21 protein-coding genes are annotated in these 26489 nt (G+C 71.0%); 13 read left to right on the top strand and 8 right to left on the bottom strand.

All coding sequences use genetic code 11. The features are described 5' to 3' along the window. Positions 1–1680, bottom strand: coding sequence for a DUF2079 domain-containing protein (locus tag B6G06_RS09795; RefSeq protein ID WP_240494060.1), 1680 nt, complete (start codon positions 1678–1680; stop codon positions 1–3). Between the two features lie 75 nt (positions 1681–1755). On the opposite strand from B6G06_RS09795, the gene B6G06_RS09790 reads away from it, so the two are divergent. Together B6G06_RS09790 and B6G06_RS09785 are read left to right on the top strand one after the other, a co-directional pair. Then, positions 1756–3183 (top strand): amino acid permease, encoded by a 1428-nt coding sequence (locus B6G06_RS09790; protein WP_081172067.1) that lies wholly within the window; start codon positions 1756–1758, stop codon positions 3181–3183. A gap of 433 nt (positions 3184–3616) precedes the next feature. Beyond that, on the top strand, positions 3617–4414 hold the full coding sequence (locus B6G06_RS09785; RefSeq protein WP_229657824.1) for a hypothetical protein: 798 nt from the start codon (positions 3617–3619) through the stop codon (positions 4412–4414). A 302-nt stretch (positions 4415–4716) separates the two neighbouring features. Here the strand turns inward: B6G06_RS09785 and B6G06_RS09780 are convergent, their stop codons facing one another. Genes B6G06_RS09780 through B6G06_RS09770 form a run of 3 tightly spaced genes read right to left on the bottom strand, consistent with a single transcriptional unit; the run spans position 4717 to position 10458 of the window. After that, positions 4717–7620 (bottom strand): lysylphosphatidylglycerol synthase domain-containing protein, encoded by a 2904-nt coding sequence (locus B6G06_RS09780; RefSeq protein WP_240494059.1) that lies wholly within the window; start codon positions 7618–7620, stop codon positions 4717–4719. A gap of 49 nt (positions 7621–7669) precedes the next feature. Then, positions 7670–10192 (bottom strand): heavy metal translocating P-type ATPase, encoded by a 2523-nt coding sequence (locus tag B6G06_RS09775; protein WP_420807194.1) that lies wholly within the window; start codon positions 10190–10192, stop codon positions 7670–7672. Further along, positions 10189–10458, bottom strand: a complete 270-nt coding sequence (locus B6G06_RS09770; RefSeq protein WP_080462276.1) for a heavy-metal-associated domain-containing protein — start codon at positions 10456–10458, stop codon at positions 10189–10191. Before B6G06_RS09770 ends, B6G06_RS09775 begins: the two co-directional genes overlap by 4 nt. Before the next feature lie 305 nt (positions 10459–10763). Here B6G06_RS09770 and B6G06_RS09765 point away from each other — a divergent pair, with 305 nt between their 5' ends. Together B6G06_RS09765 and B6G06_RS09760 are read left to right on the top strand one after the other, a co-directional pair. Further along, positions 10764–12368, top strand: a complete 1605-nt coding sequence (locus tag B6G06_RS09765; RefSeq protein ID WP_095532460.1) for an aspartate-alanine antiporter-like transporter — start codon at positions 10764–10766, stop codon at positions 12366–12368. Positions 12369–12551: 183 nt separating this feature from the next. Further along, positions 12552–13538 (top strand): CAP domain-containing protein, encoded by a 987-nt coding sequence (locus B6G06_RS09760; protein ID WP_125898933.1) that lies wholly within the window; start codon positions 12552–12554, stop codon positions 13536–13538. 224 nt (positions 13539–13762) lie between these two features. Here the strand turns inward: B6G06_RS09760 and B6G06_RS09755 are convergent, their stop codons facing one another. The 4 genes from B6G06_RS09755 to B6G06_RS09740 form a co-directional block, all read right to left on the bottom strand. After that, positions 13763–14575, bottom strand: a complete 813-nt coding sequence (locus B6G06_RS09755) for a hydroxymethylpyrimidine/phosphomethylpyrimidine kinase (protein ID WP_081172064.1) — start codon at positions 14573–14575, stop codon at positions 13763–13765. A 196-nt stretch (positions 14576–14771) separates the two neighbouring features. Further along, a complete protein-coding gene (mtnN, locus tag B6G06_RS09750) occupies positions 14772–15596 on the bottom strand; it encodes a 5'-methylthioadenosine/S-adenosylhomocysteine nucleosidase (protein WP_080462273.1) in 825 nt (274 codons plus the stop codon). Positions 15597–15605: 9 nt separating this feature from the next. Next, positions 15606–16502: an alpha/beta fold hydrolase gene (locus B6G06_RS09745; RefSeq protein WP_081172062.1), complete on the bottom strand. Its 897-nt coding sequence runs from the start codon at positions 16500–16502 to the stop codon at positions 15606–15608. A 63-nt stretch (positions 16503–16565) separates the two neighbouring features. After that, positions 16566–17018: an S-ribosylhomocysteine lyase gene (locus B6G06_RS09740; protein ID WP_081172060.1), complete on the bottom strand. Its 453-nt coding sequence runs from the start codon at positions 17016–17018 to the stop codon at positions 16566–16568. Positions 17019–17115: 97 nt separating this feature from the next. On the opposite strand from B6G06_RS09740, the gene B6G06_RS09735 reads away from it, so the two are divergent. The 9 genes from B6G06_RS09735 (at position 17116) to B6G06_RS10575 (ending at position 26451) form a co-directional block, all read left to right on the top strand. Then, a complete protein-coding gene (locus tag B6G06_RS09735) occupies positions 17116–17970 on the top strand; it encodes an alpha/beta fold hydrolase (protein ID WP_080462270.1) in 855 nt (284 codons plus the stop codon). A gap of 33 nt (positions 17971–18003) precedes the next feature. Further along, complete coding sequence (locus B6G06_RS09730; RefSeq protein ID WP_081172058.1) at positions 18004–19257, top strand: AI-2E family transporter; 1254 nt, start codon at positions 18004–18006, stop codon at positions 19255–19257. 101 nt (positions 19258–19358) lie between these two features. After that, a complete protein-coding gene (locus B6G06_RS10295) occupies positions 19359–19529 on the top strand; it encodes a hypothetical protein (RefSeq protein WP_158082816.1) in 171 nt (56 codons plus the stop codon). Further along, positions 19526–20731, top strand: coding sequence for a DUF3322 domain-containing protein (locus B6G06_RS09725; RefSeq protein WP_081172056.1), 1206 nt, complete (start codon positions 19526–19528; stop codon positions 20729–20731). The genes B6G06_RS10295 and B6G06_RS09725 overlap by 4 nt, the downstream gene beginning before the upstream one ends. A 21-nt stretch (positions 20732–20752) precedes the next feature. Continuing rightward, a complete protein-coding gene (locus B6G06_RS09720) occupies positions 20753–21343 on the top strand; it encodes a methylated-DNA--[protein]-cysteine S-methyltransferase (protein ID WP_080462267.1) in 591 nt (196 codons plus the stop codon). Next, positions 21315–21998 (top strand): Fic family protein, encoded by a 684-nt coding sequence (locus tag B6G06_RS10700; protein WP_338025862.1) that lies wholly within the window; start codon positions 21315–21317, stop codon positions 21996–21998. The genes B6G06_RS09720 and B6G06_RS10700 overlap by 29 nt, the downstream gene beginning before the upstream one ends. 113 nt (positions 21999–22111) lie before the next feature. Continuing rightward, positions 22112–22423 carry a Fic family protein gene (locus tag B6G06_RS10695; RefSeq protein ID WP_338025861.1) on the top strand — a complete coding sequence of 104 codons (312 nt, stop codon included), beginning with the start codon at positions 22112–22114 and terminating at the stop codon, positions 22421–22423. Between the two features lie 71 nt (positions 22424–22494). Further along, entirely contained in the window at positions 22495–24540 is a 2046-nt protein-coding gene (locus B6G06_RS09710; RefSeq protein ID WP_080462265.1) for an alpha-amylase family protein, read from the top strand. A gap of 522 nt (positions 24541–25062) precedes the next feature. After that, positions 25063–26451 carry a CAP domain-containing protein gene (locus B6G06_RS10575; RefSeq protein WP_081172054.1) on the top strand — a complete coding sequence of 463 codons (1389 nt, stop codon included), beginning with the start codon at positions 25063–25065 and terminating at the stop codon, positions 26449–26451. The last annotated feature ends 38 nt before the right edge of the window (positions 26452–26489 follow it).

The raw sequence follows: 26489 nt of genomic DNA, 5'->3' as shown, positions 1-26489 counted from the left end.
TCAACGGGTGCCGACGAGCTGGGCGACCTGGAGATCGTCCTTGTTGAAGATGAGGATGTAGTCGCGACCCGTGCGGCCCTCGATCCAGGCCGCGGCGTCGCGAGGGGCATTGCCGCCCCACGCCGATGACCGGGCGTCGATGACCACGTACTGCGGCGCCTCGCTGCCCGTGCCCACCCAGGCGACATCCGCCCGCGGGACCAGGTAGGCCATGAGGGACAGGTCCGTCTCCACGGTCGAGCCCTCGGGGATGAGGTCGTAGACCGCCTCCACGGAGGCCATGCGCTCCGGCGCCTTGCCGAAGTCCCGGTTGGTCAACTGCCATAGAGGCAGATAGGAAGCGGTGAGAACGCCCAGGAGCATCGGAGCGGCCAGGCCGAGGAGCGTCAGCCAGCGGGCCCACAGCGGCGCCTCCAGCCAGCCCGCACCCTCCGGCCTTCGCGAGCGCCGCCGCTTGAGAGCGGCGACGACGTCGAGGAGCGCCCCGATCGCCACCGGGATGAGCACGGCGTTGTAATGCCAGTTCTTCCACTCCCAGTAGAAGGCCACCGAACCCAGGAACCGCCAGGCCAGTGTCGGGGCCACCACGGTGATCCATGGTGATCCCAGGCCGATGAGCCCGGCGGTGAGCATGAGTACGACCAGGGTCTGGATCTTGACCTCCGGGGAGAATAGGCGGGTGAGCAGGCCCTGGTGCGCGCCGCCGCCCGATCCGATGGAGTAGGCCCATGAGCCGTCCGGGTTGAGCATCGGCAGGAGCACCATGGTGGTCAGGAAGAACATGATGACGCCGAAGGCCGCGAGCGCGAGCCCGAACTGCCAGGTGGTGAGGCGGCCGACCGGGCGCGCCAGGTGGCCCCGCTTCAGCTCGCCCAGCCCTCGCACGGCCACGGCCAGGCCGATCATGAGCACCGTCAGGCCGAGGTCCTCCTTGACCAGGACCAGTGGCGCGGACCAGCAGGCCACGGCCAGCCACCTACGCTCGACGAAGGCCGCCGAGGCGAAGGCCAGCATGGGAACCGCGAAGGCGATCTCATGGAACTGCGCGGCCACAGCGCCCTGGAAGCCCCAGCTCAGCACGTAGGCAAGGCCCAGCGCGAGCGCGACGATCGGGTGGGTCAGGCGCTGGGTCAGGCGAACGATGGGCCAGGCGGAGATCGCCAGGAGGAGGTCCTGGACGATGAGGAGGGTCAGGCCCGAGGGGAACAGCGCCCACAGGGGGCCCAGCAGCACGAGGATGGGATGGAAGTGGTCGCCGAGGAGGTTGTAGTCCGGGCCCTTGATCGGGACGATCGGCGCCTGCAGATGCGAGTAGGCCTTGGCCGCCTCGGAGAAGATGCCCAGGTCCCAGCTCGGGACGGTCATCGCCCTCCACTGGCCCACGGAGTAGGAGATGAGCACCCAGGCGCCGATGAGGACGGTGAGCGCGGCGGGCAGGAGATCGCGCAGATCTCGGAGGGAATGCGGTGGCGCTGGGCGGAAGGGCGGTGCCTTCTCCACTTCCGGGGCGATCGCTTGGGCAGTCCCGGTGCCCTCCCCCGGCGCCCTTGCATCGGGCGGCAGGTGCCGGCCCTGCGGCAGCGGGGGCGCGGACGTGGCGGCCGGCAGAGGCGGGATCGGAAACGCGGCGTCTCCATCCTGGGAAGGAACGGTGTTGTCGGATCTGGGCACTGGACTCATCGCGGACGAGCCTAATGCTCGAAACACCCCTCGGCGTAGGCTGCCCCAGTCACACCCACCCCTGAGGAGACATAGATGACTGCCAACACGGGCGAGCACGATCTCGACGAGATCATCGAGCGCGGCGAGCACCTCCAGCGCCGTCTCTCCAATCGACACATCCAGCTCATCGCCATCGGCGGGGCGATCGGAACCGGCCTGTTCATGGGGTCGGGCAAGACGATCTCCCTGGCCGGTCCCGGTGTGCTGCTCGTGTACGCGATCATCGGCGGCTTCCTCTTCCTGGTCATGCGGGCACTCGGCGAGGTCCTGCTGTCCAACCTGGACTACAAGTCCTTCGCCGACGTCGCCCACGACCTCATCGGCCCCTGGGCGGGTTTCTTCACCGGGTGGACCTACTACTTCTGCTGGCTCGTGACGGCCATTGCGGAGGTCATCGCCATCACCCAGTACGCGCAGTACTGGTGGCCCACCGTGCCCCTGTGGCTGCCCGCCATCCTGACCGTGGCCCTGCTGCTGGCTCTCAACCTGACCACGGTCAGGGCTTTCGGCGAGATCGAGTTCTGGTTCTCCATCATCAAGATCGTGGCGATCATCGCGCTCGTCGTCGTTGGCATCGTCATGGTCGCCATCGGATTCACAGCGCCCAATGGCGCTGTCGCCTCCCTGGGGAACCTGGGCGATCCCTCCGACCCCATCGGTGCCCTCTTCCCCCATGGCTTCTCCGGCTTCACCGGCGCCTTCCAGATCGCCGTCTTCGCCTTCGTGGGCACCGAGCTCATCGGGACCGCCGCCGCGGAGGCCAAGGACCCGGAGGTCACCCTTCCCAAGGCGATCAACGCCATCCCGGTGCGCATCCTCCTGTTCTACCTGGGCGCGCTCACCGCGATCATGATGGTCACCCCCTGGAGGGAGGTCACCGAGTCCAGCCCCTTCGTGGCCATGTTCTCCCTGGCCGGCTTCGGTCTCGCGGCGTCGCTGGTGAACTTCGTCGTCCTGACCGCCGCGGCATCGAGCGCGAACTCCGGCATGTACTCCACTTCCCGGATGCTCTATGGACTGTCCTGGTCGGAGCACGGTCCGGCCATCTTCAAGCGCCTGACCTCCCGCTCCGTTCCGGGGCCCGCGCTGGTAGTCACCTGCGCGGCACTGCTGATGGCGATCCCGCTGCTGTACACGACCGCGTCGATCATCGAGGCGTTCACAGTGGTCACGACGGTGGCGAGCGTGCTGTTCATCCTCGTGTGGATCATCATCATCGTCTCCTACCTGCGCTTCCGCTCCGTGCATCCCGAGCTCCACGAGGCCAGTGCCTTCAAGATGCCTGGCGACCGGGCGGCGGCGTGGGCGAGCATCGTCTTCTTCGTCTTCGTGATCTGGACGCTCACGCAGGCCCATGACACCAGGCTGGCGGTGCTCGCCTCACCGCTGTGGCTGGTTGTGATGGCGACCGCCTGGTGGACCCATTCCAGCCGCGCCAAGAGCCTGGTCGAGCGGGGCTGAGGCTCGGCCCTTCACTGCCCTTCACTCGGTATCGCCCCTATCTACTGTGGCGCGGTTTGAGGATTGCTCGGGCCTCGAGGGGGGCCGGGCGCGGCGTTTGCCTTAAGAGCAGGCCTCTGGACTGGGCAAACGCGAGTCATGACGTCATGTTAGAAAAAGGAATCCTCAAACTTCGCCAAATCCGCGGGCGTGCGAGTCCCCGCAGGCTGCCTGAGCGCCGTGAACCACAGGTGATGCTGCCCCCACAGGCCCTCCCGCGCTGTGGAGGCATCTCCTCGACGGGCCTGGAGATCTTCACAATCCGGCGCATGGGACAACGCGAGGTGGAGGCGAGCAGGATCCTCCGGGAGCTTCGATCAGGCCATGGGCCCTGCGCCGTCGGGACCTGCGCCTGGGCCGCACCGGCCAGCGAGCGCTGGCCGACCTGCTGACCATGGGCGACGTGCTGAGGACGGGCGGCGCCATCCACCTGCCGGATGCGCCCCAGGCGATTGTCGTCAGCCGGTCGCTTGGCGGCGTGCTGACGGCCGAATCCGCTCTTGAGCACTACGGACTCCCTCTGGTGCGCCGCCCGCGCTCACTGCATGTCGCGGTGCCGGCGCGTACCGGTGTGATCCGGGCGCCCGGTGGTGTGATCGTCCACCGGGAGGCCCATCTCGGCCGGGTCGATCCGCTTGAGATGCCCGTTGCCCCGCCTGAGCTCGTCCTGGCGAGGATGCTCCGGTGCTCCCCGGAGATCGACGCCGTCGCTGCACTGGACGCCGCGCTCCGCGAGGGCGTTGTCCTGCTGGACGACGTTCATGAGCTCCTCGGGGGTGATGGGTATCAGGCGGCTGTCGCGCGTCGGAGGGCGGGGCGGGCCAACCCGCGTGCTCGGTCCCTGATCGAGAGCCGGCTCCGCATCGAGCTCGAGGACGCGGGCCATCAGGTGGATGTCGGGGTGATCGTGCATGGCGTTGGTGAGGTCGATCAACTCGTGGATCAGCGCCTGTTCGTTGAGACGGATGGCTTCGCCTACCACTCCTCCAGGGAGGCGCTCTCCAGGGATCGGGAGCGCGACCAGCGGATGATCTCGATGGGGCTGCCGGTTGTCCGGTTGACCTACGAGGATGTCATGCGAGGCTGTGGCGTCATCATCGTCGAGGCCGCGCTGAGAGGGCTGGATAGGGCGTCGGCGCCCCTGAGGGTCGATCGTGATCCTTCCATTGGGGCTCCGAGGCTCATGTGGTGAGTGTGAAGTGGCGCGGTTTGAGGATTGCTTGGGCCTCGAGGGGGGCCGTCCGCGGCGTTTGCCTTAAGAGCAGGCCTCTGGACTGGGCAAACGCGAGTCATGACGGCATGTTAGAAAAAGGAATCCTCAAACTTCGCCATTTTCTTCTCAGTCAAGGTCCAACAAGGACACCACTGGCCACGAAAATGCTGCACGAGGAGCGGGGCGCCGGCCGAGGACCCGCCGAGCGGGTCTCGCTCCGCCTCACCCCTGGTGGGAGGGGCTCAGTCCTGTCCTTGTCAGGACGGGACCGCGTCGATGGCTCACAGCTCCCCGAGCTTCTGGAGGCGCTGGAGGCTGAGCCAGCCGATGGGGATCGGGATCCAGAAGGTTACCAGGCGGTAGACGATGGCGGCTGACAACGCGGTGCCGCTGGGGATCCCCGCAGCGATGAGGCCCGCCGTCAGGGCGAACTCCACCGGTCCGATCCCGCCGGGGGAGGGCACCACGGACCCCACCGTGTTGGAGGCGAAATAGGCGATCGCCAGCATGGAGAAGGGCAGGGTGAAGCCGAAGGCCCACAGGCTCGCCCCGAAGGCCAGGATGTAGGACAGGCTCAGGAGCACCGCCCCTCCCACGCCGGCGAGCAGCCGCGCGGGGTTGGACAGGATCCACACGAGCCGGGGCCGGACCTGCCGGTACGTGGGTTCGATCTTCTCCCAGATCCAGATGCGCGCCCGCGGCACGGCCAGGACTATGGCGACGAGCGCGGCCAGCAGCACGGCTCCCAGCAGCACCCAGCCCGAGGGCAGGGTCAGCCCTGTCGACTGCCCCGTCGTGGCGGCCAGGATGACGAGCAGCACCAGGGTGACGAGGAACTGCACGACCTGGACGAGCGCCACCGTGGCCACGCCGACCGCCGTCGGCACGCCCTTGCGGGTCAGGAAGCGCAGGTTGATCGCCGCCCCTCCCACGCCGGCGGGCGCCACCAGCGCGACGACGGAGGAGGCCAGGTGGACCTCGGTGGAGCGCCACAGGCTCAGGCGCTCCGGGGTGAAGGCCACCAGGATGATGCCTGCCCCCAGGTAGGTGGCCAGTGAGAAGACGAGCGCCCCCAGGATCCACCAGGCATTGGCCTGGGCCACGGCGTTGGAGACCTCTTCGAAGTTCATGCGGGCCAGGAGGGACCACACCGCCACGAGGAAGATGATGGCCATGACCACGGTGCGCGCCTGGAAGCGGTTGATGCGGGCCGGTTCGGCGTGGGCGGTGGGCGTGAGCGCCACGAGGGCGTCCCTCAGCTCCTGGAGGACCCGTCCACGGCGGCCCATGGCTCGGCGGGTGTCGGCGGGCAGGACGACGCGCTGGAGCATGGGAGCGATGGAGGCCAGCTGGGGGGTGGTCAGGACCCGGGAGGCTGACGCGATGGCGCGCTCGACGCCCACGGAGCCCGCCAGGAGGGCGAGGGCCTGGGCGAGGTCGACGCGTCGGGACAGCTCCGAGGAGATCGTCTCCCCGGAGTCCCAGCCGAGCAGCCACACGCGGCGCGCATCATCCACGACGACGCTGTCCCCGCTCAGGCTGCGGTGCGCCAGGCCGGCCGCGTGAGCGCGGCGGAGCTGATCCCACAGACCGGTCAGGACCGCGTCGGGAATATCGGGGCCGAGCTCGGACAGGGCGCGCGAGCCCGCGATGTGGTCCGTCACGAGCAGCACGGACTCAGGGGTGTCCGCCATCCCGCGCAGGGCGGGCGTGCGCACCCCGGCGCGGCGCGCCTCCAGCGTCATGAGGGCGGCGTGCTCGGCCTCGGAGCGGATGGACATGCCCCGCTCGGGGGACAGTCCCCGGACCCGGATCCTGTCCCACAGTGTGGCCAGGTAGCCGGCGACCTGCCGGTCGGCGTCGATGATCGTCAGATCGTGGCGCGCGCCCATGCGGTCCCAGACCGCGTACATGCGGTGGGCGCTGGGCTTCCCCGGGGACAACGAGCGGGCCTCGGCGATGAGCGCCGGGGAGTCGATCGCCGGCGCCGGCGCGATCGTCGATGACGGCGCCGCGGCGCGGCCCTCACGCGCGGGGGGCAGAGCGGCCGTGTCCGGATCCGTGCCCGGCCCCTCGGCGGGCGACCCGGCGGACGGCGCCGTATCCGGAGGCGTGGCCGCCGTCATCGCCCATGCCACGGCGGAGGAGCCGGCGGCGTCGCCACTGGTCTCCGACGCGGGCGAGGCGCTCGCGGGCGCCAGCGGGCTCTCCCTCACCTCCTCGGTGTAGCCCAGTGGGGCGTCCGTGGTCACCCACCAGGCCGTCGCCCCGGGAGCGCTGTCCACGCGGACCACGCGGACGGCGTCGACCCCCGCCCGGCGCAGCGCCCGCACGAGGGCGATGCCGTGGACGGAGCGGTCCTCCACCCCGAACAGGCAGCGCAGTGCCAGGCCCGCCAGGCGGCCCAGGAGGAGGGAGAGCAGTGCCCCGGGAAGAGTGATGGCCGAGCGCAGCACGGCGAGCCCGACGATCGTCCAGATCGCCACCCAGCCGTAGCGAACAGTGGCCGACGAGCGCCGCTCGCCCGCGGCCGTGAGCAGGCCCACCAGGGCGGCGAAGACAACGGATACGCCCAGGCGCGGAAGGCCCGAGGCGGTGACGGTCAGGCCGGCGGAGAGGGCCGGCGGCGCCCAGGCCTCCAGCGCCCACAGGGCCGTGATGGTGAGGATCCAGCCGGCGACGGCCCCGGCGGCGCTCTCGGCGGCCCCCCGCCAGCGCCCCCGCAGGAGCTGGTCGAGGAGGATGAGGACCGGGATGAGGAAAGTCGCCAGTCCCTCAAGGGTCTGCAGGGGGAGGATGAGCACCTGGCGCAGCACGGAGGACAGCACCACGCGGACATCCGCCGTGACACCGGTGGTCGTCTCATGCGCGTAGGTGGCCAGGACGAGGACCGACAGGATGCCCGCGCTCACCAGGGCGAGGCTCAGCAGGTCCTCGGCGCGGCGACGGCGGCGGGGGGCCTCATCGACGAGCAGCGCCGCCGAGCGGGGGCCGGGCTCCGGGTCAGGGGCCGCCTCCACCACGGGCGTCAGGCCGATGCGGGGGATGCCGACTGGGGATGTCGCGGGCGTCGGAGGCGCCGGCGGGACATCGGACGCTGGCGGCACAGGCGCCGCGGACAGGGCGGGCGCAGCGTCGGCGGGCGCGCTGCCCGAGGTCGGGATCTCGGCGTCGGCATCGGTCATGGCGGGATTCTACGGGGATCGGCGCGCCAACCCGCTGCGTCTCAGCACCTCATCCGGCTCTGCGCAGCCGCAGCGAGTTGGCCACGACGATGACGCTGGAGCAGGCCATCGCCCCACCGGCGATCATCGGGTTGAGCATCCCCGCCATGGCCAGCGGGATCGCCGCCACGTTGTAGGCGAAGGCCCAGAATAGGTTCTGCTTGATGATCCGCAGGGTGGCCCGGCTCACCCGCACGGCGGCGACCACCGCGTCGAGATCGGCCCGTACGAGGGTGATATCGGCGGCCTCGATGGCCGCATCCGTCCCCGAGCCCATGGCCAGTCCGAGCCCCCGAGTGCCCGCCTGGGCGAGGGCCGCGGCGTCGTTGACCCCGTCGCCCACCATGCCGACGACGGCGCCCGAGGCCTGGAGCCCGGCGACGACGTCGCGCTTGTCGGCGGGCAGGACCTCGGCGCGCACATCCGCCGGATCAATCCCGACCTGACCCGCCACATGCGCTGCCGCCCGGGCGTTGTCCCCGGTCAGCAGGATCGGGCGGATTCCCAGGGTGCGCAATTCGGCGATCGCGGTGGCCGAGGAGGCCCGCACCGTGTCGCGCACCGCCAGCACGGCGGCGGCCCGGCCATTCACGGCGACGACAACTCCGGTGGCCCCGGTCGACTCGGCGGCCTCCAGCGCGTCGGACAGGTGGCCGGGCAGGGCGATGCCGCGCTCGGCGATCCAGGAGGCCCGGCCCACGGCGACCTCGCGCGCGCTTCCCGGCTCCGAAGCGGTGCCGGTCACCCGGCCCGTGACACCCCGGCCCTCGTGGTTGACGAAGCCCTCGACCCTCGGGAGCCGGGAGCCCCCGATCTTCGCGCGCTTGTGGGCAGCGGCCGTGATGGCGGCCGCCACCGGGTGCTCGCTGAGGGCCTCGAGCGCGCCCGCCAGCATGAGGGGGTCGATCGTGGGGAGGGCGGATCGGCCCTGGAGCGCCGACTCACTCCCGATCCCGGCGCTGGCGGCGGTGTCGAGGCTCATGCGCCCCGTCGTGATAGTGCCGGTCTTGTCCAGGACGATCGTGTCCAGCGAGCGCGTGAGCTCCAGGACCTCCGGGCCCCGGATGACGACGCCGAGCTGGGCGGCCCGGCCCGAGCCCACGAGGATCGCGGTGGGCGTGGCCAGGCCCAGGGCGCAGGGGCAGGCGATGACGAGCACCGCGACCGACGCCGTGAGGGCGTCCTGCGCCGAGGCTCCGACCACGAGCCAGCCGATGAGCGTCAGGGCGGCGATTCCCAGGACGGCGGGCACGAACAGCCCGGAGATGCGGTCGGCGAGGCGCTGGACGGGCGCCTTGCCCGCCTGCGCCGCGCTCACCAGCGCGCCGATCTGCGCCAGGGTGGTGCTCTTGCCCACGCGCGTGGCTCGCACGAGCAGGGCGCCGGAGGTATTGATCGTCCCACCGGTCACTTCGTCGCCCACGCCGACCTCCACCGGCACGGACTCGCCGGTGAGCAGGGAGGCGTCCACGGCGCTGGCGCCCTCGACGACGACGCCGTCCACGGCGATCTTCTCCCCGGGGCGCACGGCGATGAGGTCGCCGGCGACCAGGTCATCGACTCCGACCCGTTCCTCGCAGCGCTTGGTGCCGGGGCGGGGAGCGCCGTCGTCGTTGAGCACGTCGACGGCGTCGGTGGAACCTGAGGGAGCGGTGAGTCGGACGCGGCCAGCTTCCTTGGCGCCGAGCTCGAGAAGGGCGCGCAGGGCGTCCCCGGAGCGGTACTTGGCGCGGGCCTCCGCGTAGCGGCCTGCCAGGAGGAAAGTGGTCACCCAGGCGGCCGACTCGAAGTACATGTGCGGGTGATGCCCACCCGCATGGGCGCCGGCGAGCATTCCGGACAGGTCCATGGGCATCCTCATGCCGATCTCGCCCGCGCCGCCCCAGATGAGGGCCCACAGGCTCCACAGGGTGGAGGCGGTCACGCCGAGCGAGACGAGCGTGTCCATGGTGAGGGCCCCATGGCGCAGGCCCGCCAGAGCCGTGCGGTGGAAGGGCCAGGCGCCCCAGGTGACGACGGGCAGTGCGAGGGCGGCCAGCGCCCACTGCCAGCCGGAGAACTGGAGGGCCGAGCTCATTGAGATCGCCATGACCGGGACCGAGAGCAGGAGGCTCAGGACCAGGCGGCGCCGCAGGTCCTCGGCGCGCACGAAGTGGGAGGCGCCCAGCGAGCCGCGGGCGCTTCTCGCGATCGCCGGCTCCGTGGTCGCAGGAGCGGCGCCTGCGGCAGGGGCGCCGCCGGTGGGCCGGGTCGATGGCTCCTCGGAGGAGGACGGCGGTGCCGGCTGTGCCGGGGCGGCCGTGCTCGCCGCCGCGGAGGGGCCGGTGAGGGCCGCCGAGTACCCGGCCCGGGCGACGGCGGCGATGAGCTCGTTATCCGTCACAGAGTCGGGAACGGTGAGGTGGGCGGACTCGGTGGCCAGGTTGACACTGGCCTCGACGCCGTCGATCCTGCGCAGCTTCTTCTCCACGCGCGCCACGCAGGACGCGCAGGTCATGCCGCCGACAGCGAGATCGACCTCGCGGGTGCTCAAGAGATGCGGACGTCGCGCTCGACGGTGTCCAGCGAGTAGTCACCGGCCTCGTCGATCGCCTCGGCCAGGGCGGCATCCTCGAGAACGACGTCCGAGACGACCGTGACGACGGACTGCCCGCCCTTGTTGAGGACGACGGAGACGTTCTTGACGCCCTTGAGCGCCTCGAGCTCTTCGGTGACGTGGGCGACGCAGTGCCCGCACGTCAGGCCGGACACCTTGAGAGTGGTGGTGCGGTCGATGCCGTCGTCGGTGAAGTCGGCCATGGGAATGCTCCTCGCTGCGGTGCTGCTGCGTGTCCGCCTCGGATATGAGGCACTGCGAACGTACTCCCGGCCGCGGCGGCGCACCAAGCCGCCTTGTCTCCCGGCGAAACCGGGACTATGCGGGGGCAGTGGATGCGGTCCGAGGGGCTGGCACCAGGTCTGGCGGGAGCGCCGGAGGGCGCCCGGCGCCCGATGGGGCGAGGGCTCGGCCCGTGACCGCATCCACCGCCCCCGCCCGCCGCGCCCCGAGGAGGGGGCGCACGCTGATGTGGCCTACCCTGTCCGATGTGCCTGGAGCTATTCACATGACCTATCCGGTCGCGGCGGGGCTCATCCCTGAGGGCGTCATCGACGTCCTCGCCGCCACCCCCCTGCTCACGGTCTTCCTCGTCATCGGGCTCGGGACCGCCGTCGGCCAGATCCCCTTCGGGCCGATCCGCTTCGGCGCGGCCGGGGCGCTATTCGCGGGGCTCGCCGTCGGCGCGCTGGATCCCAGGCTCGGCGCCGACCTCGGGATGCTGCGGGCCCTCGGGCTCGGGCTGTTCTGCTACACGGTGGGGCTCGGCGCGGGGAATACCTTCTTCCGCAACCTCGGGCGGCAGATGCCCCTCATGGCGCTGTGCGTCGTCGCGCTCGTCGCCGCCGGCGCGGCGGGGGCGGGCTTCTCGCGCCTGACCGGGGTGACGCCCGCGATGGACGCCGGTGCCTACGCGGGCGCTCTGACCTCCCCGGTGCTCGATGCCGCGATCGAGGCCGCCGGGAATCAGGAGCCCTCCATCGGCTACGCCATCGCCTACCCCGTGGGCGTGGCCGTGGCGATCATCGTCGTCGCCATCGTCATCGGCCAGCGCTGGCCCGGCCGCAAGGATCCCCGTCCCGCCAGCGCCGACGGCATCACCGCCACCAGCGTCTACGTGCTCACCCGCGTGCGGCTGGACCAGATGGAGGCCTTCACCCGCGCCCACATCCGCATCTCCTACCTGGAGCGCGACGGCGTCACGCGCGTCGTCGACCCCGGCGAGGAGCTGGCGCCGGGGGACAAGGTCGTCGTCGTCGGGGCGCCCGCCGCAGTCGAGGAGGCCATGCACGAGCTGGGCACGGAACTGCGCTCCTGCCTGGCCAAGGACCGCCGGGCCGTGGACCACCGCCGGCTCACCGTTTCCTCCACCCGCGTCGCGGGGCGCACGATCGCCGAGCTGGACATGCCCGGGCGCTTCGCGGGCGTCATCACCCGCGTGCGGCGCGGGGACCTCGACCTGCTCGCCCGCGACGATCTCGTGCTCGAGCTCGGGGACAGGGTCCTCGCCGTCGTGCCCAGCGAGAGGCTGGAGGAAGCCGCCGACTGGTTCGGCGACTCCGAGCGCAAGATCTCGCAGATCGACGCCTTCAGCGTCGGTATCGGCATGGCCCTGGGCGTGCTGCTCGGCCTCATCGCCATCCCGCTGCCCGGTGGCATCACCCTCAAGCTGGGGGTCGCCGCGGGGCCGCTGCTCGCCGGGATGATCCTCGGGCGCCTCGGGCGCACCGGCCCCTTCCTGTGGGGGCTGCCCCATGCCGCGAACGCCACGATCCGCCAGCTCGGGCTCCTGTTCTTCCTGGCCGCGATCGGCCTGGCGTCCGGCCCGCAGTTCGCGGCCGCCGCCTTCTCCTCCACGGGCATGGCGGTGGGCGGGCTCGCGGCGATCGTCGTCGTCGTCAGCGCCGTGGTGCTTCTCACGGGGGCGAGATTCGCCGGGCTCTCCGCCGTGCGAGCCGCCGGTGGATTGGCGGGCCTCGTGGGGCAGCCGGCGATCCTCTCCTACGCCCTGTCTCGCAGCGACGACGTGCGGATCGAGGCCGGGTACGCGACCCTCTTCGCCCTGGCGATCGTGGTCAAGATCGTGATGGTTCAGATACTCGCGGCCCTGTGAGTCACCTCCCAAACCTGTCGCGACGAGGCGCGTAGCGAAGAAGTTCCTGAGCCCGTCAGGTAACATGGAGATCACGGGATGAGTATCATGAAGGCGCGGACCCCATCCGCGCCTGATGCTCACGAGTTCCTAGCGTCCCGGTGAGTCATCGACAGAACTGACTACCCATGGAGATTCAGCCCTGTGAAGATCGCCCATCTCTTCGCCGCCGCCGCAGTCACCGCGTCGCTCGTGGGGACCACCCCCCAGGCCGTCGCGGTGCAGGCCCCGGTGTCGCCGGTCAGCCCCGGAGCCGCGGGGGTCCTCCTGCCCGCTGCGACCTCCGTTGATAGTGCCGCCGCCCAGCAGATCCTCGCCCGCGTCAATGAGCTGCGCCAAAGCATCGGCCTCAAGCCGCTGACCCGGCTCGTCGCGCTTGACGATGTCGCCCAGGACTGGTCCGGCCAGATGGCCGCCGAGAACAACCTGTACCACCGGCCCGACCTGCGCAACGCCTTCCCCTCGGGATGGACGTGGGTGGCCGAGAACATCGCGATGAACGGCAACGGCCTGTCCGGCGCGGAGCTCGGCAACGCCCTGTTCCAGCAGTGGGCGAACTCCTCGGGCCACTACCAGAACATGGTGGATCGCAACGCCACGGCGATCGGTATCGGCATCGCCCGGTCCTCCAACGGCTCGATCTACGCCACCCAGAACTTCGCCGCCTACCCCGACGACATCCAGGCGGGCTTCGAAGTCTCCGGTGGGGGCTCGTCCATCTCGCCATCGGCGGCGCCGAACAACTCTGGAGCGCCCAGTGGTGGAACCTCGACGGAGGCCGCCCAGCCCGCGCCCGGGGCGAGCCCGACGCCGGACGCCGCCGCGACCCCTGATGCCACGGCGACCGCCGCTCCCGCCGCGACGCCGAGCGCCTCGGCGAGCGCGACGGCCACCGCCGCTCCCGTGGCCGTTCCATCCGGCGGCACGACTGACTCGATCGGCGCCCCGAGCACGGCCTCCGAGGTCGTGGCCGCCCCGGCGGAGCCCGCCAGCACGCCACGGTCCACGCAGGAGAGGCTGCTGGGGATGCTCGGTATGACGGGCGCCAACGCGACCCTCGTGCTCTTCGCGATCATCACGCTGGGCGTGGGCGGCGTCGTCCTCATCCTGCGCCGCGGTCTGCGCGACTGATCCACGAGCGATAGACCTGAGCTCGGGAGTGGAGAAAATGGCGGGGTTTGAGGATTCCTTTTTCTGACGCGATGGCAGGTCCGATATTATTGCAGGTCAGCGACTTGCTCGTTGATTGAGTTCCTGCCTGGAGAGTGGTGAGGCGACGAGCAATCCTCAAACCTCGCCATGATGGGAGGGCTGTTCTGAGCGAGGGGTATCGGATGTCCCGGGCGGCCGGGCTCTCAGTGCTGGTAGCTGCCCTGCCAGACGTAGGTGAAGGGGATGTTCCCGCGCATGCCGGGATTGACCGACGCCGAGACCACGTTCTTCGCCGTCACCGCCGCCTCCAGGGGCGTGGCCCCCTTGGCGAGTTCCGCCGTCACCGCAGCGGCCAGTGTGCAGCCCGCGCCGTGCATCCGCTCCGTGCCCACTGCGGGGACCTCCAGGACCTCCAGGGCGGAGCCGTCGTAGAAGACGTCCAGCGCCGTGCCGGTGCCCAGGCTCGGGCCCGCTTTCGCCAGCACGTTGGGCACGCCGAGGTCGAAGATCCGCTTCGCCGCGTCCTTGAGCGCCTCCAGAGAGGTGATTTCCTCGACGCCGGCCAGCGTCGCCGACTCGAAGAGGTTCGGGGTGACCATCGTGGCGCGCGGCAGGATCCTCTCGCGCAGCGCGTTGTCCACCGCCATCGCCGCGGAGAACTCCTGGCCCTTGCAGATGAGGACCGGGTCGAGCACCACGATCGGGAAGCCGTAGCGCTCCAGGGCTGCGTCGACGGCGTCGATCGTGGGCTGCGTGCCCAGCATCCCGACCTTCACGGCGTCGATCCCGGAGTGGACGGTGGCGCAGGCCTCGATCTGATCCGCGATCACCTGCGGGTCCACCGGCACGAAGCGGTGGTCCCAGTTCGCCTTCGGGTTCATGGACACGATGCAGGTCAGCGCTGCGCAGCCGAAGACGCCGAGCTGCTGGAAGGTCTTGAGGTCGGTCTGCGCGCCAGCGCCGCCGGAGGCCTCGGAGCCGGCGATGGTCAGGGCGATGGGGGGAGTAGTGCTCATGGGTCAAGCTTGCACCCAGTGGGCCCCATCGCGCAGCCCGGGGCCTTCGTTCCGATGAGGATCGCGGCCTGTGCCCGGGTCCGATCCGTCGGATCGACCTGATTCCCTCGACGATGAGGCGGTCGCGCGCTGCGGTCATGCCGGGAGCCTGGCGGGCTCGGGGCGCCGACATGGGGCGGTATGAGTCGGCGCGGCCTCAGCCGAGCGCGGCCAGGGCGGCGATGACGACGGCGGCGCTGCGGGCCGCGGCCTCGTCGGCGCCGATGTGGAAGTCCTGGCCCGCCTCGGGCCCGCACAGGTCGGAGATCCCGCGCACCGAGACGAAGGGGATGCCCGCGGCGGCCGCCACCTGCGCCAGCGCTGTCGACTCCATGTCGGTGCACACCGCCTCCGGGAACGCCTCGCGCGTGTCCGCCACGTTCGCCGCCGTCACGAAGGAATTGCCGGAGAGCATCTGCCCGGCATGGATGCGCGCCGACGACGATGCCGGGGTTGCGGTGGCCAGCGCTGCGGGGCCGTGGATCTCGACGGCGTCGCGCAGCCCGGCAGCCGACCCGAAGGCGGGGGGCTGGCCGGGGATCTGGCCTCGGGCGTAGCCGAAGGCCGTCGCATCGGCGTCCGTGAACGCCAAGGCGGTCGAGGCGCATACGTCCCCCACTTCGATGCCCCGGGCCAGGCCGCCGGCCGTTCCGGCCGAGACGATCATGCGCGGCGCCACCCGCGTCAGCGCTTCCGCCAGCGCCGCGGCGGCCGCCACCAGGCCGATCCCCGTGCGGATGAGGATGAGTTCGCGGGAGGCCCCGGGGTCCGCGCCATCGGCGCTTCCCGGGATGGCCGGGGGCAGCGTGAGGCTCGCGGCCCATGCGTCACCGTTCAGCGTGGGGGGAGCGGCGCCGTTGAGCGCGGGGAGGCGTTCGAGGAAGGGGCGCGCCTCCTCCTCCATCGCGGTCAGGACGACGGAATGAACCCGGCGGCCCGGGCGCGCGGGCCGAACGGGCCGTGGGAGCTGAGAGGATGTCATGCCGAGAGCCTATGCGGCCCGCCCGGCCCGCCGCCCGCGCGCGATGATCATCTCCATCCACGGGTCTGACACCGCGTGGAATCGCTCGGGGAAGGTGCGGCGCACGCAGTGCGGGGCATCCACGATCACCGAGGTGGAGATGAGGGGGTTCCTGCGCGAGAGCAGGTTCAGGTAGTGGTCGCCGCGCAGCACCACGCCGTCGGTGCCGGTGATGATGAGCGCGGGGACGGCCAGGCCGTCGACCACCTCCTCCCACGGTGTCGGCGGGGACACGCAACCCAGGCCGATGAACCGCAGGTCGACGCCGCAGGATGCCTCCACGCTCGCGCGCACCTCCCGGTGCGACCACGTGGGGTTCTCGGTGGTCTCCGCGGTGAAGCGGGCCTCGGGATCCTTCGCGATGCCTTTCATCCCGGCCACCTGCCGGAAGGCGTTCGCGCGCAGGAGGGCCCGCCATGCCGGGGTGACGAAGGCGGGGTCCTCCGCGATGACGCCGTCCACCAGGTCCGGGCGGTGATAGGCGACATCGAGGCTGGTCACACCGCCCATGGAGTGCCCCACGAGCAGCAGTGGCGCGCGCAGGGGGCCGACCGAGGGCTCCTCGGGCGACGTGCGCAGGCCGTGGGAGCGCAGGTCCTCCAGGGCGTCGGAGAGGTCGGCGGCCAGGCGGCGCCCGGCGGTCTCCTGGTTCTTCAGGTCGGCGTTGTCCCAGCGGGGGGAGTCCCCGTGGCCGCGCGCGTCGAGCGCGACGATCCGGTGGCGCGGCGCCCAGTGCTCGATCGCCTCGATCCAGCAGGCGGCCGAGTCCGTGATCCCGTGGGATAGGACGAGAACGGGCGCCTCGGCGTCGTCGAGCCGCCCGGCGAGGTGCCGGGCGAGGGGCGCGGGAGCGGGATCAGCGGTCATGCCCTGATCGTAAATCCCGCCCGCCGGCGAGACCGCTCTCGCCGGCGGGCGGGGCGGGCGGGATCAGGAGGGGAAGACGGTCTCCCACTCCTCGCGCTCGGCCAGGAAGGCTCGCGCGGCGTCCTGGGCCTGGCCCAGCGAGTGGTTCGCGCCCCAGCCGCACTGGGCCTCATTGGCCGCCGGCACCTCGGTGGCCGCGAGGATGTCGCGCATCGTCGCTTCCAGGAGCCCCAGGAACTCCTCGGTCTCAACGCCCAGCATGAGCGCGTAGAAGCCCGTCTGGCACCCCATGGGGGAGAAGTCGATGAGCCGGTCGGTGCGGTCGCGCATGAGCTCGGCGCTCAGGTGCTCGATGGAGTGGACCGCCTTCATCGCAAGGTGCTCCGCATTGGGCTGGCAGAAGCGGACGTCGTACTTGATGAGGGTGTCTCCGCCCGGCAGCTCCTTGCGGTCGGCGATACGGACGTAGGGGGCCCGCACCCTCCGATGGTCCAGATTGAAGGACTCCACGTTCATCCGTCCGGTCCGTGCGCCCTCGTTGGTGACGACCTGTTGCTTATTCGTATCTCTGTCCCCTGTCATGGGCACAGCCTAATGGGGGAGGATAGCGCCCATGCACTCCTCCCTGGCGCGGATTACCGTGGGCCGCGACGACGCTCCCACCCTCGTTCTCCTGCACGGCATCACCTCCTCGGCCATCTCCCAGGCCGACGCGATCAACCACTGGGCCCGGCGCGGCTACCGGGTCGTCGCCGCCGACGCCCGCGGGCACGGGCTCTCCCCCCGCTGGGAGGACGCGCGGCTCGCACGGGCCGGCGATCAGCTCGTCGACGACGCCCTGGGCCTCCTCGCCGACCTCGACACCCAGGCCCGGGGCCGCGCCGCCCTGGGATTGACCGCGGCGCCGGCCCCGATCGTGCTCGGCCACTCCATGGGCGGGGCCACCGCCATGGTCGCCGCCACCCGCCACCCCGAGCTCCTCAGCGGCCTCGTCCTGGAGGACCCCTCCCTCTACGGGACCCGAAGCCCCTCCGATCTGCTCGCCCGCGGCGCCGCTCGGGAGCGCTCCCTCGACACCGAGCTCGCCAATCCCGCCGGCGCCGTCCTGCGGGCCCTCGCCTCGGCCACCATGCCCGAGGCCGAGGCCCTGCCCTCGGTCTGGGCCAGTCAGCGCGTGGATCCAGCGCTGCTCCGCACCGGCGTCGTCGCCCCCGAGGTCCCCTGGCGCGAGGCCATGTCCGCCCTGACGATTCCCACGCTGCTGCTCAGCGGTGACCAGCCCGGCTCCGCCCGCCTCGGCGCCGGAGGCCTGGAGGAGGCCCGCGCCCTGGGCAACCCGCTCATCACCACCATGCTCATCAAGGGCGCGGGGCACCTCATCCGCCGCAGCCGGCGCCGCGGCTACTATGCCGCCGTCGACCCGTGGCTCGAGCGCCTCCTGGCTCCCATCGGCGGCACCGCGGGATGAGCCAGGAGCGGTAGTCATGGGAGGATACGGCCCATGAGTACTGCCATCCCTAAGACAGAGCGGTTGACGCCGCCCCTGCCGGTGACAGCGGCCGATCAGGAGGGGCCCGCCTCCCCGGCACCGCCGCCCTCCGCGCCCTCCGGGGAGCCCGGGCGCAGCCAGGGGGAGACGATCGCCTTCACGGTGGCCGCGCTCGCGGTGTGCTGCGTCGGCATGTACTACGCGCGCGGGCTCATCGGTCCCGTGTTCCTCGCCCTCACCCTGGTCATCACCGTGCGGCCCCTGATCGCCTGGGCCACCCGCCACCGCATCCCGAGGCCCGTCTCCGCGCTCGCCGCGATCATGATCATCTACACCTTCGTCGTGGGCCTGTTCGCATTCCTCGGCATCGCCGTCGTACAGCTCATCGACACCCTCCCGGGCTATTCGGACAGGTTCGCCGACATCTGGACGCAACTGCAGGACCGCCTCACCCGACTGGGCATGTCCCAGGCCGACCTCATCGCCCAGTTCTCCAAGGCCGTCGACACCTCCAAGGTCGTCAGCTTCGCCCAGGCGCTCCTCGGGCAGATCTCCGGCATCGGCTCCATGCTCACGGTCATGGGCCTGGCCGTCATCTTCCTCATGTTCGACATGTCGCGCATCGAGAGGCGCACCCGCGCCCTCGTCATGCTCAAGCCGAGTCTCGCCTCGGCACTGGCCGGCTTCGCGCAGTCCGTGCGCTCCTACTGGCTGGTCTCCACCGTCTTCGGCCTCATCGTCGCCGTCCTCGACACGATGGCCCTGTGGTGGCTCGACGTGCCCATGGCCGTGACCTGGGGTGTCGTCGCCTTCGTCACGAACTACATCCCCAACATCGGATTCGTCATCGGCGTCATGCCGCCGGCCCTCCTGGCCATGGTGGACTCCGGGCCCTGGACTGCCCTGTGGGTGATCGTCATCTACTCACTGCTCAACTTCGTCATCCAGTCCATCATCCAGCCCAAGTTCACCGGCGACGCCGTGGGTCTCAACACCACCGTCACCTTCATCTCCCTGCTGTTCTGGTCCCAGGTCATCGGCGCGCTCGGCGCGATCCTGGCCATCCCGCTCACCCTCTTCGTCAAGGCCCTCCTCATCGACACCGATCGGCGCGCCGCCTGGGTGAGCCTCTTCCTGTCCGCCGGGGACAATCCGCCGGATCCCGTCGAGCAGGTGGATCTCGACGACGTCGACCGCGCCGACCTCGATGGCGACGGCCCGGGTCCCGCCACCCCTGAGGCCGACGAACCGGTCCGCGCCCAGTAGCGGGAGCCCCTGGGCGCCTGCCCGCCTTCAGGCGGGTGTCAGGGATGGCGGGTACCGTGCGGCGCGTTCGTAGCCGCCGCCCCCGCCCTGAAGGAGGTGCCATGCCCCGGTCCTCAGGCGTCGCCGCCCTGAGCGCGAGCCGCCTCCTGGCCGGTCCTGAGGCCCACGCCGGGCTGCGCCTCCTGCGCTCGGACCAGGCCGCGATCGCCGTCTGGGGCGGCCCCGAGCGGACCGGCGACCCCTTCGAGGGCCTCACTCAGGAGGCACTGTGAGGGGCCCGGCCGAGCTCGCCGCGCGCGCCGCCGTGCGCTACCAGCGCGTCTACGCCGCCTGGGCCGCCAACCCCGACCAGGCGCGCGCCGAGGTGCTGCCCCTGCCCCTCGACCCGCCCACGCAGGACCTCGCGCTCGCGAACGCCGACGGCGTCGCCGCATGGATCGACGCATGGCGCCAATGGGAGCGCTCCGCCCCCGGCACCGTCACCTGGGAGGGGCGCCGTTGGGCATCACCGGGCACCCAGCACCTGCCCGTGCGCGCCCAGCTCGTGGGAGCCGATGCCATAGCATCGGCGGCGGGCCGCGCCGGCCACTGGGGGCTGGCGAGCTCGCGGGCGGGGATGATCGCGGGCATGCTCGAGGCCCTGGGCGCGGGGCCCACTGGCCCGTCGGGGCGGGACGGCGCGGCCGAGGCGGTGGCCGCCGTCATCGGCGAGGTTGTCGAGTACGAGGACGATGACGTCGAGCGCCTCGTCGCCGCCGTGGGCTGGCTGGCCTCGCATCCGTCCTCCGGCCTCTACCTGCGCCAACTGCCGATCGCCGGCCTGGACACCGCATGGCTGGAACGGCACCGCCGCGTGGTGCTGCGCCTGCTCGGAGCGGCTCGGGGCGGGGAGCGTCTCGTGGAATCCGGGCTGGGCCTGCGCCGCCCTCCCACGACCGTGCGCGTGCGGATCCTCGACCCGGGCCTGGCTGCCGGGGGCCTGCGCGACGTCGAGGCCCCGGTGGAGGAGATCAGCCGCATGTGGGCCGATCGGGCGGGGTTCATCGACGTCGTCGCCGTGGATAACCTGGCTACGTTCCTCGCCCTGGAGGAGCGGCCGCGAACCGTGGCCGTCTGGGGCGCGGGCAGCAAGATCGTCCAGACGCTCCCCCGGCTCTCCTGGGCGCGCCGCGCGCGCCGCGTCGTCTACTGGGGGGATCTCGATGGCGACGGCATGAGGATCCTGGCCTGCCTCAGCCGGCGCCTCCCGGGGATCGTGCCGGTGCTCATGGACGCCCCCACCCTGGAGCGCTGGCGCTCCCTGGCGGTGGCCGACCCCGGCGAGCGGGCGAGCCGCGACGGCCTGCGCTCCGAGGGTCTCGGCTACGAGCAGATGCGCGCCTGGCGGATGATCATCGACTGTGGCCTGCGCCTGGAGCAGGAGCGCTTGCCCTGGGATGAGGCGACGTCCGCCCTGTCCCTCGCACTGGCATGAGTGGTGCAGGAGGATAGGGGCATGACGCGACCTCAGCGGGACCTGGACGATGACGGGCTGACGGCCTCCGTCGCCACGGTGCCCACCGCGGATGGCCCCTTCACGATCATCGCGGGCAGCGCCGTGCTGGCCTCGGGGTGGACCGAGGATCCCGCCGGGCTCCTCGCGCTCATCCATCCCGGCCTGCGCCCCGGGCGCCTGGAGGAGGCGTCGTCGGGATCCGTTCCCGGGGCCCTGGCCCAGGCGCTCTTTGCCCTGGAGGCCTATTACGACGGCGAGCTGGGCGCCCCCGCCCAGGTTCCGGTCCTCCAGCGCTCGGGTCCCTTCCGCGAGCGGGCCTGGGAGGTGCTGCGCGGCATCGGCCCGGGGCGCCTGGTGAGCTACGCCGAGTACGCCGCTCTGTGCGGCAGCCCCCGGGCGGTGCGGGCCGCGGCCGGCGCCTGCGCCTTCAACGCCGCCGCGCTCTTCGTCCCCTGCCACCGGGTGGCTCGCGCCGACGGCTCCCTGGGCGGCTTCCGCTATGGGCCGGCGACCAAGGAGAGCCTGCTCGCCCGCGAGGGCCGCCGGACCCGCGCCCCTGACCATGACCGATGGCGCGCCGCTCACCTATAACCTGCCCGATCCACTCCTGCGGCTCATCGACGACGTCTCCAGCCGGGCCCGGGGGCGCGTCGAGCTCTCCGAGCCGATCGCCAATACGGCCACACGGAATCGCTACCTCGTGCGCTCCCTCATCGAGGAGGCCATCACCTCCTCCCAGCTCAAGGGCGCCTCCACGTCCCGGGTCCGCGCCAAGCAGATGCTGCGCGAGGATCGCTCCCCGCGCGACCGCTCCGAGCGCATGATCCTCAACAACTACCGGGCCATGCAACGGATCGTGGAGATCAAGGATGAGCCTCTGTCGCCGGCGCTCATCACCCAGATCCACCGCATGGTCACAGACGGCACGCTCGACGATCCCGACGACGCCGGGCGCCTCCAGCGCCCCGGGGAGCAGCGGGTGCGCATCTACGGCGTCTCCGACGATGAGCAGGTGCTCCACATCCCACCGGCCGCCGAGGACCTGCCTGAGCGGATGGAGCGGCTGTGCGCCTTCGCCAACGCTGCGGATGACCCTTCGGAGGGAGCCCCTTACATGCCCTCGCTGATCCGCGCCATCACGCTGCACTTCATGATGGGCTACGACCACTACTTCGCCGACGGCAATGGGCACGGCCCGTGCGGTCTTCTACTGGGCGATGCTCCACCAGGGCTTCTTCCTCACTGAGTTCCTTCCCATCTCGCGCCCGCTGCCGCGCGCCGGCGCGGTACGCCCGGAGTCTCCTGCTCACCGAGAGTGACGAGGGCGACCTCACCCACTTCCTCCTCGCGCAAGCCCGCGTGGTCGCCCGGGCGATCGACGATCTTGACGTCTACCTGGAGCGCCAGGCCGGCCAGTTGCGCCAGGCCTCGCGGGCCCTGCGGGGAGCTGGGCTCAATCACCGGCAGATCGCCGTCATCGACTCCTTCCTGCGCGACTCCACTGGAAGCGTCTCGGTGGAGGCCCATCGGACCACCCACGGCGCCATCCCGCAGACGGCTCGCACCGATCTGCGGGACCTTCAGGCCCGGGGGCTGCTGATCTCCGCTAGGCAGGGGCGCCGCATGGTGTGGTTCCCCGTCGATGACCTCGCCCGGCGCGTGCGCGCCTGAGCCCCGCGGTCGGCCGAGGCCGAATCGCGGTTCGGCTGTCACGAGGGCCCGGAGTGGGGGATCATGATCACATGAGCTCCCAGCGCCGCGCCCCCGAGACACAGCCCGTTCCCACCCCGCCCGTCGGCATCCCCGACGAGGTGTCCCGGGCCATCGCCACCCCCCTGGTAGGGCTCAGCCCCACGGAGCAGGAGATCTTCACGACCCGCCTGGAGCGCTGGTACCCCGATGTCATCGACGGCCTGGTCACCCTCTACGGCGAGCCCGCGGCGACCCGGGCGGCCACGATCCTGCTGACCGAGGCGGCGGCCGCCTACGCCCAACGGAGCCCCGAGCTGCGCCACCTGGACCTTCAGCGCATGCTCAACCCCTCCTGGATCCAGGACCCCTCGCGCATCGGCTACGCCTGCTACACCGAGCGCTTCGCCGGGAACCTGCGCGGCGTCGAGGACCGCATCCCCTACCTGCGCGAGCTCGGCGTCAACTACCTCCACCTCATGCCGCTGCTCACCCCCCGCCCCGGGGACTCCGACGGCGGCTACGCCGTCGCCGACTACCGCTCCGTCCGCCCGGACCTGGGCACCATGGACGACCTCGAGCACCTGGCGGGCTCCCTGCGCGGGGAGGGCATGAGCCTCGTCGTTGACCTCGTCCTCAACCACGTGGCGGCCGAGCACGAGTGGGCCCGGCGCGCCCGGGCGGGGGAGAAGCGCTACCAGGATTACTTCTTCCTCTTCCCCGACCGAGTCGAGCCCGACGAGTACGAGCGCGATCTGCCGGAGGTGTTCCCGGACTTCGCCCCCGGCAACTTCACCTGGAACGAGGAACTCGACTCCTGGGTGTGGACCACCTTCAACTCCTTCCAGTGGGACCTCAACTGGCGCAACGCCAACGTCATGGAGGAATTCGTCTCCATCATCCTGGAACTGGCCAACCGCGGCGTCGAGGTGCTGCGCCTGGACGCCATCGCCTTCACCATCAAGCGCAAGGGCACCGACTGCCAGGGCCAGCCCGAGGTCCACGCCATCACCCAGGTGCTGCGCGCCATCACCCGGGTCGCCTGCCCCGCCATCATCCTCAAGGCCGAGGCGATCGTCGCCCCCACGGAGCTCGTTCAGTACCTCGGTCAGGGCCGGTACACGAACAAGGTCTCCGATCTCGCCTACCACAACTCCCTCATGGTGCAGGTTTGGTCCATGCTCGCGGCGCGCAACGCGGTGCTCGGCGCCCACGCCCTGCGCCACCTCCCCGCCGAGTCCCCCAGCTCCACCTGGATCACCTACCTGCGCTGCCACGATGACATCGGCTGGGCGATCGACGACGGCGACGCCGATGCCGTGGGCCTGTCCGGCTACTGGCACCGAGCCTTCCTGTCCGACTGGTACGCGGGCCTCTACCCGCTCTCCGACGCGCGGGGCCTGGTCTTCCAGCACAACCCGGCCACCGGTGACCGCCGCATCTCGGGCACCGCCGCCTCGCTCATCGGCCTGGAGGCCGTGGCCGAGGCCTGGGAGGGGATCAACGACCTCACCCCCGAGCACGAGGTCGACTCCCTGCGGCGGTGGCGCGAGGAGCGCATCAACGCCCTGCGCATGGCCAACGCGATCCTCTACGGATGGGGCGGCGTCCCCGTCATCTGGTCCGGCGACGAGCTGGCCCAGTTCAACGACCCCAACTGGGACACTGAGCCCGGCCACGAGACCGATTCCCGCTGGGCGGGCCGCCCCCGCCTCGATGAGCGCCTCATGGCCGGCCGCTGGGACCGCTCAACCATCGAGGGCCGCGTCTTCACCGACCTCGCCCACATGGGACGGGTTCGCGCCTCCCTGCCCGTGCTCAGCGCTGATGTGCGCACGCAGGTGGCCCCCCTGGATGACGACGGCGTGCTCGTCACCTTCCGCGACCACCCGCTGGGCAGCTTTGTGGGCGTGTACAACGTGACTCCGGATTGGAGGAGGATCCCCGCCTGGCGGCTGGCGGAGCACGGTGTGCTCGGCGCCGTCGACGCTCTGACGGACACGATCCCGGCGGGTACGGCGACTCTCGAGGGCGACGGCGACGGCATGGTCCCCGTGCCGCCCTACGCCGCCTGGTGGCTCGTGCGCGCCACCGACTGAGCGCCCGCCCGAGCCGCGCGGCGCCCCGGGCGGGCACCGCGCGGCTCTCCCGTCGCTCTCCGGTCTCGTGGCCGTTGCGGAAGAATCACGATGGCGCCCGGTGCCGGGCCCTGTGAAAGGGCGAGTCGCCGGGCGCCATCGCGTCCTCCCGGTCTCACCGCGGTCACGGGGCGCGGTCGGGGATATCCCCGCGGCGCGCTCGCGTTCCCGCAGTGGCCCCGGTGCCGGACCAGGTCATCGGCGAACCGTGACGAATACGAGTCCGCCCCGCGATGAATGGGCGTGACAGGAATGTCGTCGGGCGCCGTCGATGATTCGTTATCCCGACCGGCGCCATCACGGGGAAATCTCGATGTTCAGGCTGCCGGGGCGCTGCTAGCATCGTCCTCGCCCGATCGCCTGGAGTTCAGGACTCCGGTTCCCTGCGACCGCTCCTCCCATCCTCTCCCTGCCCCTGCCCCTGCCCCTGCCCCTGCCCCTGCCCCTGCCCCTGCCCCTGCCATCCCTTCCCGAGAGATCCCCATGTCTTCCTCCTTGAAAGAATCCCAGCACGTCGCGTCTCGTGGATCGCGACTGGTAACCGCGCTCGCCTCCGCAATTCTCCTGGGATTGGCGGTGGTGCCGGGTGCGACGGCCTCGATCATGCCCGTGGATGGCTCGCGCGGCGGCTCGTTGCCATGCGTCCAGAACTACGGGGATCCACTGGGCTTCGCCGACACCCCGGGGACGGTCGGAGCTCTGTCCGCCCCCGTCGTGTCGGATCCCAGCCAGACCAATCCCAAGGATCATCGAGCCACCACGGTGATCTCGGGGGAGGGATCCGCCGCCAAGAAGGTCACGGTCTCGTCCTCCGTCAACGATGTCCCCGAGGGAACGGTCGCCGAGGATGACGCGCTGGGGTGGTCGCTCTCCGCCATAGCCGTCTACGAGCAGCAGATCCTCGACCGCGTCAACCAGCTCCGTGTCGAGCAGGGGCTGAACCCGGTCAAGCGCGCGGTCAAGCTCGACACCGTCGCGCGTGACTGGAGCGCCCATATGGCCTCCTACGGCGTGGGATCGAATAATCTGCCCAAGGGATTCCAGCACCACATCACCGAGAAGGGTGCCCCGGAGAACTTCTGGGATCTGTATCCTTCCGGCTGGGGCGGTGGATCCGAGAATATCGCCTGGCAGTACTATTACGGCCACAAGAATGGCAACCAGGGGTACTCGCTATTCAATCAGTGGCTGCATTCCCCGGGCCATCTGGGAGCCATGCTCGACCCGTCCTTCACCCATATCGGCATTGCCGTCCACTATGACAGTGCCACTCGCTCCTGGTACGCCACCCAGAATTTCGCGCTCTATCGCAACCCTGCGAACGTCGGCGCTCTGACGCCGGCCGCCGGCTCGCAGGTGGGGGCGTCGAGCAACTCCTTCTCCGGCTCCAGGCCGGCAGCCGTCGCAGCCCCGGGGCGCCCCGTGCCCGCCGCCTCCCAGGCGACTGGCTGGGTCCGCTCGGGCTCGATCTGGCACTACATCGACCCGTCCACGAGCACCAAGGTCACCGGCTGGCACTTCATCGGCGGTCACTGGTACTTCCTGCGCCCCAGCGGGGCCATGGCCACGGGCTGGGTGGCCGACGGCGGGAGCTGGTACTTCATGGATGCGTCGGGCGCGATGCGCACCGGTTGGATCGCCACGGGCGGTCACTGGTACTACCTCAAGGCCAGTGGTGCCATGGCCACGGGCTGGGTGGCCGACGGCGGGAGCTGGTACTTCATGGATGCGTCGGGCGCGATGCGCACCGGTTGGATCGCCACGGGCGGTCACTGGTACTACCTCAAGGCCAGTGGTGCCATGGCCACCGGCTGGATCGCCGACGGCGGCAAGTGGTACTTCCTCGACGCCTCGGGCGCCTGGGTGCGCTGAGCCGCACTGACGCCGCACCGACGCGCCCGCTGTCCCGA

Origin of the sequence: Actinomyces gaoshouyii (genome assembly GCF_002076915.1) — a bacterium.
In the GTDB taxonomy this organism is placed as follows: Bacteria; Actinomycetota; Actinomycetes; order Actinomycetales; family Actinomycetaceae; genus Actinomyces; species Actinomyces gaoshouyii.
This window is presented reverse-complemented; position numbering and strand designations above follow the sequence as displayed.